This window comes from Bradyrhizobium archetypum (assembly GCF_013114835.1).
Classification (GTDB): Bacteria; Pseudomonadota; Alphaproteobacteria; order Rhizobiales; family Xanthobacteraceae; genus Bradyrhizobium; species Bradyrhizobium archetypum.
Genome location: NZ_JAAVLW010000006.1, coordinates 524,261 through 533,485, shown reverse-complemented (window position 1 = coordinate 533,485; position 9,225 = coordinate 524,261). Strand labels below are relative to the sequence as shown.

Annotated in this window: 8 protein-coding genes; 6 read left to right on the top strand and 2 right to left on the bottom strand. The window is 62.4% G+C overall.

The features are described from left to right. Nucleotides 1-125 precede the first annotated feature (125 nt). The 6 genes from HCN50_RS22740 (at nucleotide 126) to HCN50_RS22715 (ending at nucleotide 6,093) form a co-directional block, all read left to right on the top strand. A complete protein-coding gene (locus HCN50_RS22740; protein ID WP_171711985.1) occupies nucleotides 126-1,013 on the top strand; it encodes a sigma-70 family RNA polymerase sigma factor in 888 nt (295 codons plus the stop codon). A 328-nt stretch (nucleotides 1,014-1,341) separates the two neighbouring features. Next, nucleotides 1,342-2,517: an ABC transporter substrate-binding protein gene (locus tag HCN50_RS22735; protein ID WP_171711983.1), complete on the top strand. Its 1,176-nt coding sequence runs from the start codon at nucleotides 1,342-1,344 to the stop codon at nucleotides 2,515-2,517. A 236-nt stretch (nucleotides 2,518-2,753) separates the two neighbouring features. Then, the gene (locus HCN50_RS22730; protein WP_171711981.1) at nucleotides 2,754-3,671 is read left to right on the top strand and encodes a branched-chain amino acid ABC transporter permease; all 918 of its coding nucleotides are present in this window, start codon (nucleotides 2,754-2,756) and stop codon (nucleotides 3,669-3,671) included. After that, nucleotides 3,668-4,615 carry a branched-chain amino acid ABC transporter permease gene (locus HCN50_RS22725; protein WP_171711979.1) on the top strand — a complete coding sequence of 316 codons (948 nt, stop codon included), beginning with the start codon at nucleotides 3,668-3,670 and terminating at the stop codon, nucleotides 4,613-4,615. Before HCN50_RS22730 ends, HCN50_RS22725 begins: the two co-directional genes overlap by 4 nt. 4 nt (nucleotides 4,616-4,619) lie before the next feature. Beyond that, complete coding sequence (locus tag HCN50_RS22720; RefSeq protein WP_171712077.1) at nucleotides 4,620-5,387, top strand: ABC transporter ATP-binding protein; 768 nt, start codon at nucleotides 4,620-4,622, stop codon at nucleotides 5,385-5,387. Then, nucleotides 5,380-6,093, top strand: a complete 714-nt coding sequence (locus HCN50_RS22715; RefSeq protein ID WP_171711977.1) for an ABC transporter ATP-binding protein — start codon at nucleotides 5,380-5,382, stop codon at nucleotides 6,091-6,093. The genes HCN50_RS22720 and HCN50_RS22715 overlap by 8 nt, the downstream gene beginning before the upstream one ends. 154 nt (nucleotides 6,094-6,247) lie before the next feature. Here HCN50_RS22715 and HCN50_RS22710 read toward each other — a convergent pair whose 3' ends face one another. Both HCN50_RS22710 and HCN50_RS22705 read right to left on the bottom strand, forming a co-directional pair. After that, complete coding sequence (locus tag HCN50_RS22710; protein WP_171711975.1) at nucleotides 6,248-7,684, bottom strand: glutamine synthetase family protein; 1,437 nt, start codon at nucleotides 7,682-7,684, stop codon at nucleotides 6,248-6,250. Between the two features lie 130 nt (nucleotides 7,685-7,814). Then, nucleotides 7,815-9,173, bottom strand: coding sequence for an aromatic ring-hydroxylating dioxygenase subunit alpha (locus HCN50_RS22705; RefSeq protein WP_171711973.1), 1,359 nt, complete (start codon nucleotides 9,171-9,173; stop codon nucleotides 7,815-7,817). Between the last annotated feature and the right edge of the window lie 52 nt (nucleotides 9,174-9,225).

Genomic DNA, 9,225 nt, shown 5'->3' with positions numbered 1-9,225 from the left:
CCTTCCAGGCATTCCAGAGCAGCATTCGCGAGCGTTGCGCCGAACCGCCTCTGGCCAAAGGGGTGACGATCGTCGGCAATTATCGCATGTTGCGCGAGACCGAGAACGCGCTTGCCGGAGACTGAATGACAGTGGTTCCCGAAACGTCCGCCGCGTTCGATATCGATCGTCTGCTGGCCGCGATGCGGCCAAAACTGCATCGCTATTGCGCGCGCATGGTCGGCTCCGTCATCGACGGCGAGGACGTGCTGCAGGATGCGCTGATCAAGGCGGTGGAAGCGCAGGCCATCGCCGGCGCGATCGGCAATCCCGAAGGCTGGCTGTTCCGGATCACGCACAACACCGCGCTGGATTTCCTGCGCCGGCGCAACCGCGAGCAGGCGCTCCGAGGACCAGCGGAGATAGACATGATTGTTGACCAGCTCGATGCCGTGGAGAGCCGCCAGATCGCCGCCACCTCCTTGCGCACCTTCATGCGCCTGCCGGTGGCGCAGCGCTCAAGCGTGATCCTGATGGATGTGCTCGGCTGCTCGCTCAAGGAAATCTGCGACGTCATGGAGTGCAGCCTGCCGGCGGCCAAGGCCGCGCTGCATCGCGGCCGCGCGCAGCTCCGCGAAATGGCCGACGAGCCGGACGATGCGCCGCAACAGCGCCTGTCGGATGTCGATCGCGCGCGTCTCAGCGCCTATGTCGCCCATTTCAACGCGCGCGATTTCGACGCGATCCGCGCCATGATCTCGGACGACGTGCGGCTCGATCTCGTCAACAAGACCCGGATGCGCGGCAAGGCCGAAGTGTCCCGCTATTTCGGCAATTACGCCAAAGTCAGCGACTGGCATCTGGTGCCCGGCCTGGTCGAAGGGCGCCCCGCCATCCTGGTGTTTGATCCGGGCGAGTGCGATTCAGGCCCGAAATATTTCATGCTGCTGGATTGGTCAGCCGGCCAGGTCGCAACCATCCGGGATTTTCGCCACGCGCGCTACGTCATCGATGGCGCTGAATATCTGATCTGAACAAGCGCTTCTTGCGGCCGCGCCATGACGCTCGTCACGACGTGCCGCCCGATTGCGGTAGCCGGCCCTTCCAGACTTCCCGGCCCAAGACTGCGACAATCGTTGCCCGGGCAACCGGCACTATAGTTCTTGCCATCCCCGCCGTCTGCGAATTATGGTGCAGGTGGCTTAAGCATGCGCCGAAGGTCCAAGGCTGGACAAACGGTTCATGCTTGCCGCTGACCGGCGATTTCGCGCACAAAATACCTCACCTGATAATGAGGCGCGCGAGATAAGCGCCGGTCGCCCGGTTGACCGGGTTGGTTCGATAACGAGGAGGGGAGTGATTATGAAAAAGGCATTTTGGCTGGCAGGCGCGGCGATTCTGGCGCTGGCGCAGCCCGCATCCGCCGGCGATACCGTCAAGATCGGCTTTGTCTCGACCTTCAGCGGCCCGACCGCCGTGATCGGCAACGACATGCGCAACTCGTTCGAGCTGGCCCTAGACCATCTCGGCCGCAAGATGGCCGGCAAGCCGGTCGAGGTGATCTACGAGGACGACGGCCAGAAGCCGGATGTCGGCAAGCAGAAGACCGAAAAGCTGATCCAGTCCGACAAGGTCGATTTCATCGTCGGCTACATCTGGTCGAACGTGCTGCTGGCCTCGCTCAAAACCGCGGTCGATTCCAAGACCTTCCTGATCTCGGCCAATGCCGGCCCCTCGCAGCTCGCCGGCGAACTCTGCTCGCCTTACGTATTCTCGACCTCCTGGCAGAACGACCAGACCCCGCAGGCGGTCGGCACCTACATGAACCAGAAGGGCGTCAAGTCGGTGTTCCTGATCGGCCCGAACTACGCCGCCGGCAAGGACATGCTGGCCGGCGTCAAGAGTACCTTCAAAGGCCAGGTGGTGGGCGAGGAATACACGGTGTGGCCGAGCCAGCTCGACTTTTCCGCCGAGCTCACCAAGGCGAAGAACTCCAAGGCCGAGTCGATCTTCGTGTTCTATCCGGGCGCGGCCGGCGTGCAGTTCCTCAATCAATACGCCCAGGCCGGGCTCAAGGGGCAGATCCCGCTCTATACGGCCTTCACCATCGACGAATTGTCGCTGCCGTTGCAAAAGGAAAATGCGCTCGGCGTGCCCGGTGCCCAGCAGTGGGTCAACGATCTGCCGTTCCCCGAGAACAAGAAGTTCGTCGAGGACTATCGCAAGAAGTATACGGGCCTGCGCCCGACCTTCTATGGTGCGCAGTCCTATGATGCCGCCAACCTGATCAACAGCGCGGTGGTTGCCGTGAAGGGCGACACGTCGAAGAAGGACGAGATGAAGGCCGAGATGGAGAAGGCCAACTTCAAGTCGGTGCGCGGCCCGTTCAAATACGGCAACAACCACATCCCGATCCAGAATTTCTATCTGCAGGACGTGGTCAAGGACGCCGACGGCCAGCTCTCGCTGAAGACGGTGGCGACCATCGTCAAGGACGACCAGGATCGCTTCGCCGACAAATGTCCGATGAAGAAGTGATGGTTGGCATGGCCGGTGCATGATCGGGCGGACCCGCTCCCGGGCTTGACCCGGGGACGGTTTGCGACAGATCATCCGCCCAACAAGAAAAATGGCGGCGGCGCAGATGTGCTGCCGCTGTTTTGTTAGGGCATGATCCGGAAAAGTCGGAACCGGTTTCCGAAAGGTCATGCCCAAATCGTAGACATAGAGCGGGATGACGAGTCATCCCGCGCTAGGCCCAGAGTTTAGGATTCATGCTCGTCCTCGTAGAACAATCGCTGAATGGCCTGCAGTTCGGCCTCTTGCTGTTCCTGCTGGCAGCCGGCTTGACGCTGGTGTTCGGCATCATGGATTTCGTCAATCTGGCGCACGGCTCGCTCTACATGATGGGCGCCTATTTCGCGGCGACCTTCGTGGCCTGGACCAACAGTTTTGTGCTGGGTATCCTAATGGCGCTCGGCGCCACGCTGCTGCTCGGCATTGCGCTTGAATTCGTGGCGCTGCGGCATCTCTACGGCCGCGACCATCTCGACCAGGTGCTGGCGACCTTCGGCCTGATCCTGTTCTTCAACGACGCGGTGCGTTTGATCTGGGGCCCGGCAGGTCTATCGCTGCCGCTGCCGGCCTGGCTCACCGTGCCGGTGCAGATCGTGCCCGGCGTGTTCTATCCGGCCTACCGGCTGTCGATCATCGCGGTCGCGCTGGCGGTCGCAGCGCTGCTCTATGTCGTTGTGATGAAGACCCGCATCGGCATGCTGATCCGCGCCGGCGCCTCGAACCGCGAAATGATCGGCGCGCTCGGCATCAATATCAAGCTGCTGTTCACGCTGGTGTTCGGGCTTGGCGCCGCGCTCGCTGGTCTTGCCGGGCTGATGCAGGCGCCGATCCTCACCGTGCAGATCGGCATGGGCGAGAACATTCTGATTCTCGCCTTCGTCATCATCGTGATCGGCGGCATCGGCTCGATTCGCGGCGCGTTCATGGCCGCGATCTTCGTCGGCCTGATCGATACGCTCGGCCGTGCCTTTCTGCCCGATCTCCTGCGCACTGTGCTGAGTTCAGCCGCCGCCTCCACCGCGGCGCCCGCGCTGTCATCAATGCTGATCTATCTCCTGATGGCCATCGTGCTGGTGGTTCGTCCGGAGGGTCTGTTTCCGGCCGCCAAGCGATGAAATCTCCAATCAACGCCCGCAACGTCGTGGTGGCGCTCACAGCGCTTGGCTTGCTGCTGCTGCCGGCCTATTCGGCGCTATCAGGCAACATCTTCATCCTGACGCTGTTCACCCGCATCGTCATCTTCGCGCTTGCTGCCGCCAGCCTCAATCTCATCATGGGCTATGGCGGCATGATGAGTTTTGGCCACGCCGCCTATCTCGGCATCGGCGGCTATGCGGTGGGCATCCTTGCCTATGAAGGAATCGGCTCCGGCTTCATCCAGTGGCCGGTCGCACTCGCCGTGTCCGCGCTCTATGCGCTGGTGATCGGTGCGCTCAGCTTACGCACCCGCGGCGTCTATTTCATCATGATCACACTCGCCTTCGCACAGATGGCCTATTACGTCACCTCAGGGCTCTCGCGCTATGGCGGTGACGACGGGCTGACGATCTACAAGCGCAGCAATTTCGGCGGTATCATCGATCTCTCTAACCGCGTGCAGTTCTATTATCTCTGCCTCGCCTGCCTATTCGGTGGCATCTATCTGATCTGGCGCATCGTCAATTCGCGCTTCGGCATGGTGGTGCAGGGCGTGCGCTCCAACGAGCAGCGCATGCAGGCGATCGGTTTTCACGCCAACCGTTTTAAGCTCGTCTGCTTCGTCATATCAGGCACGATCTGCGGCCTCGCCGGCGCGCTGCTCGCCAACAACACCGACTTCATCAGCCCGGCCACGATGTACTGGACCCGCTCCGGCGATCTCATGGTGATGGTGATCCTTGGCGGCATGGGCTCGCTGTTCGGGCCCGTGATCGGCACCATCGTCTTTCTCGTGCTCGAAGAGGTGCTGTCGCAGTTCACCGAATACTGGGCCCTGATCATGGGTCCGCTCTTGCTGCTGATCGTGCTGTTCGCGCGCGGCGGCATCATGGGCGTGCTCGGGAGGGTGACCCGTGATTGATTCCTTGGCTGAACCCTTGCTCCGTGTCGAAAACCTGGTCCGCAGCTTCGGCGGCATCAAGGCCACCGACAATCTGTCGCTCGACGTCGCTCCGGGCGAGCTGCACGCCATCATCGGCCCGAACGGCGCCGGCAAGACGACACTGATCAGCCAATTGACCGGGCAGTTGATGCCGAACTCCGGCACTATTCATTTTGCCGGCCGCGACGTCACCTGGTTGCCTTCTTATCAACGTAGCCGGCTCGGGCTGGCGCGCTCATTCCAGATCACCTGCCTGCTGCCGGACTTCACCGCGGCGGATAATGTTGCGCTCGCAGCCCAGGCGCATGACGGCCACTCGTTCCGCTTCTGGGGCGCGGCGCGCAAGGAGAAGCATCTGCGCGACGCGGCGCAGGCGGCGTTGAGCCGGGTAGGGCTCGCCAACCGCGCCGATGTGCTGGTGTCGAAGCTCAGCCACGGCGAACAGCGCGAGCTCGAGCTCGCGGTGGCGCTCGCGACCAAACCCAAATTGCTGTTGCTCGACGAGCCGATGGCCGGCCTCGGCGTCACCGAATCGGCGCGCATGGTGGCGTTGCTGAAAGAGTTGCGAAAGGAAGTCACCATCGTGCTGGTCGAGCATGACATGGAGGCGGTGTTCGCGCTGGCCGACCGCATCACGGTGCTGGTCTACGGCCGTGTCATCGCCTCAGGCGATCCGGACGCGATCAGGAACAATGAGGAAGTCAAGCGCGCCTATCTCGGCGAGCAACATGCGGTGACGCGTCATGGCTGAAACCTTGCTGGAAATCGATGGCGTCGAGACCTGCTACGGCCTCAGCCAGGTGTTGTTCGGTCTGTCGCTGAAGGTTCAATCGGGCGAGATGGTCGCCCTGATGGGCCGCAACGGCATGGGCAAGACCACGACGATCCGTTCCATCATGGGCATGACGCCGGCGCGATCAGGCACGATCCGCTTTGCTGGCGAGCAGGTGCGCAGCCTGCCGTCGTACAAGATTGCAAAGCTAGGCATCGGCCTGGTGCCGGAAGGCCGGCAGATTTTTCCGAACCTCACCGTGTACGAAAATCTGGTCGCGGCTTCCGGCAACCGTCAGGGCGTGTCCGATCCCTGGACCATCGACAAGATCCACGCGCTGTTTCCGCGGCTCGCCGAACGCTGCAACAATATGGGCGTGACGCTGTCGGGCGGCGAGCAGCAGATGCTGGCGATCGGCCGCGCGCTGATGACCAACCCGAAACTTCTGATCCTTGACGAAGCCACCGAAGGCCTCGCGCCGTTGATCCGCGACGAGATCTGGAACTGCCTGTCGATGCTGAAGGGCCGCGGGCAATCCGTGCTCGTCATCGACAAGAACGTCGCCAACCTCTCCAAGATCGCCGACCGCCACTACATCATCGAGCGCGGCCGCACCGTGTGGACGGGGACATCAGAGCAGTTGATCGCCGAGCCGGACCTGCAGCACCGGTATCTGGGGATATAACCTCTCTCTCTCTCTCTCGTCGTCGCGGCGAACGCCCGGACCCATACCGCGTGATCTATCGATTCAAGGAACGCTGTTCGACCACCTGTCGTAAACACTAACGTTTGTGGTCATGGGTCGCGGCGTTCGCCGGGACGACGAGAGAATGGCCCCCTCAAAACATCTCGAAATATTCGCGGTGCTCCCAGTCCGACACTTCGGCCTGAAAGCGCTCGATCTCCGCGTTCTTGATGTGGACGTAATAATCCACGAATTCTGCGCCCAGTGCCTGCCGGAAGAACGGGTCGTCCTGCAGCGCGAAGACTGCTTCGCGAAGGCTCTTTGGCAATAGCGCGGCCTTGGTCTCGTACGGCGTATCGGCCGACGGCTCCGGATCGAGCTCGCGGTCGACGCCGTCGAGGCCGGAGAGAATCTGCGAGGCCATGTAGAGATACGGGTTGGCTGCCGGCTCGCCGATGCGGTTTTCAAGCCGCGTCGCGGCATCATTGGGTCCGCCGAGCACGCGGATCATGACGCCGCGATTGTCGCGGCCCCAGATTGCGCGATCGGGCGCTAGCGAATAGGAGCGGTAGCGCTTGTAGCCGTTGATGGTCGGCGTCGTGAACACGGTGGAGGCGCGGGCGTGCTCCAGCAGGCCCGCCAGGTAGTGCCTGGCGAACGGGCTCAGCGGCTCGCTGCCATTCTTGGCCATGAACGCATTCTCGCCGCTGGCGCGCGAGACCAGCGATTGATGCAAATGCCAGCCGGAGGCGAATACATTGGGCAGTTTCGGCCGGCACATGAAGGTGGCGTGATAGCCGTGGCGATGCGCGATCTGCTTCACGGCCGAGCGGAACAGCACCATGTTGTCGGCGGGCACCAATCCTTTGGTCGGCTGGAAGGTGAATTCGCACTGGCTCGGCCCGAACTCGACCTCGACCGAGCGCAGGGGAAGCCCGAGCGCCAGCACGTCGCGGCGGATGATTTCCAGCGCCGGCTCCATCTGGTCGTAACGCTGCTCGGTCAGATATTGATAGCCGTGCGAGAGCAGGCTGACGGACGGCGGCCGCCCGGGCTGGCCGGCGTCTTCCGGCGCCATATGCGCATCGTCGAGCTTGAAGAGATGGAATTCGACCTCGAGCCCCGCGACAAAATCGTAGCCGCGCTGTGCCAACTGATCGAGCACCTTGCGATAGAGGTGGCGTGTGGCGAACGGCACGGGGCGGCCGTCGTTGAAATAGAGGTCGCAGAGCAGAAGGCCCGTGGTCGGCGCCCAGGGCAGTACGCGGAAGGTAGCGGGGTCAGCCACCATCAGCACGTCGGCGGCGCCTTCCATCTCCTTCATGCCGAAGCCGCCGCCCGATGTGAACACCGGAAACACCGTCTTGTGCGAGGTGTCCTTGGCGAGCATCGTTGTGGTGATCGAGCAACCGCTCTCCAGCGAGGCAAGCGCTTCACTCGCGATCAGCGCCTTGCCGCGCAGGATACCGTGCTGGTCGGGGAACGACAGTCGGATGACTTCGAGATTCTTCTCTTCGACGATTTTGCGCAGGCGGCTCGCCGCCTCCTGCTGCTCCCCAGACCAGAGCCCGTGACGTTTAACGAAACTCAACGCCAATCCCCCGAAAGCTCGCTTGAACCTACCGCGTCATTGCAAGGAGCGAAGCGACGAAGCAATCCATCTATCCTTGCATTGAGGCGTGGATTGCTCCGCTGCGCTCGCAATGACGGTGGAGAGATCATCACTCCGCCGCCGTCAGATGCGTAACCTTTCCCGCAATCTCCGCCGGCACCGGCGCAGCCCACGGCGCACCGCGGCGGCGCTTGACGTCGACTTCCATCCAGTAGATTTCCCAGCCTAACGTCGGCCCGATGCCGTCCATCGTCGCCGGGCCCTGAATCGAGCGCGCATGCGCCGCGTCCAGGAACAGCATCGGCTTTGCGCCGCCGACCACCTTTTCGATCTCCTGCCGCAAGAGGCGGCGATACTGCACGATCGCCTTGTCGGACTGGCCGAGATGCTCGTTGGTGCGGTCCTGGATCGGGCCCATCGACTCCACCGCCCACTGGTCGTGGACATTGATGTCGGTCCCCATGCCGGTGTAGGTCGCGGTCGCCTGTTCGTGTGGATCGAAGCCGTAATCGTTGCTCTTGTTCTTGCGCGATTTGTAGTCGGGCAACTCGTACAGTTCGAGGCGCTGGTCGCGCATCTTCTTCTTGTCGACCGGAGTCGTGTAGGAGGTGAAGATCGCGTACCAGTAGCAGTTCTCGTCATCGATCGGCACGTGCCACTGCGTGATCGTCATCTCCGTGCTCATCGGGATGACAAAGCCGTGCGGGAAGAGCTGGTTGGTGACGCGCACATGCGTCCGCTCTTCGTCGAGTTCGCGCAGCGCGATCAGGCGCAGGCCGTATTCGGTGTGCTCGACATTGATGATCGGGTTGTCGTATTCGCGCAAGATCCTGGTCATCGGCATGTCGCTTCCGGCGGAGGCGCCGCGGAATTGCTTGCCATAGGCCGTCGAGGTGTCCTCGTCCTCGAAGAAGCGATGCAGGAACGAGGCGTGGGCTGGATCGATGCCGACTTCCAGCGCCTGCAGCCAGTTGCAATTGATATGGCCTTTGAACGTAAAGGTATGGCTGTCGGGCGCGACGAAGCAGTCGATCTCCGGAAACGCCGGCGGCTCGCCCTCGCCGAGAAAGGCCCAGAGAATGCCGCTCTTCTCGACCACGGGGTAGGAGCGCTGCCTGATGCCCTGGCACAGCTTCGAATCCTTGGGCTCCGCGGGTGCCTCCAGGCATTGGCCTGAGACGTCGAACAGCCAGCCATGGAAGGCGCAGCGCAGGCCGCCGTTCTCGAGCCGCCCGAAGGCGAGGTCGGCGCCGCGATGCGCGCAGTGGCGGTCGATCAGGCCATAGCGGCCTTGTTCGTCGCGAAACAGCACGAGGTTTTCGCCGAGCAGCTTTACCGGGCGAACCGGCCGCGGCCCTTGCAATTCGTCGACCAGCGCCGCCGGTTGCCAATACATCCGCATCAGCTTGCCGCAGGGGTCCTTGCGACCGGTGCGGGTGATCAGGTCGTTCTGCTCCTGGCTCATCATGGCGAGGCCTCCGACAGATTTGTTCGCCTATTGAACTTCTGTGCGATTTTAA

Coding starts and splice junctions, on each gene's coding strand:
- HCN50_RS22725 (WP_171711979.1), top strand. CDS start 3,668: ATGAAATCTCCAATCAACGCCCGCAACGTCGTGGTGGCGCTCACAGCG.
- HCN50_RS22715 (WP_171711977.1), top strand. CDS start 5,380: ATGGCTGAAACCTTGCTGGAAATCGATGGCGTCGAGACCTGCTACGGC.
- HCN50_RS22730 (WP_171711981.1), top strand. CDS start 2,754: ATGCTCGTCCTCGTAGAACAATCGCTGAATGGCCTGCAGTTCGGCCTC.
- HCN50_RS22705 (WP_171711973.1), bottom strand. CDS start 9,173: ATGATGAGCCAGGAGCAGAACGACCTGATCACCCGCACCGGTCGCAAG.
- HCN50_RS22735 (WP_171711983.1), top strand. CDS start 1,342: ATGAAAAAGGCATTTTGGCTGGCAGGCGCGGCGATTCTGGCGCTGGCG.
- HCN50_RS22740 (WP_171711985.1), top strand. CDS start 126: ATGACAGTGGTTCCCGAAACGTCCGCCGCGTTCGATATCGATCGTCTG.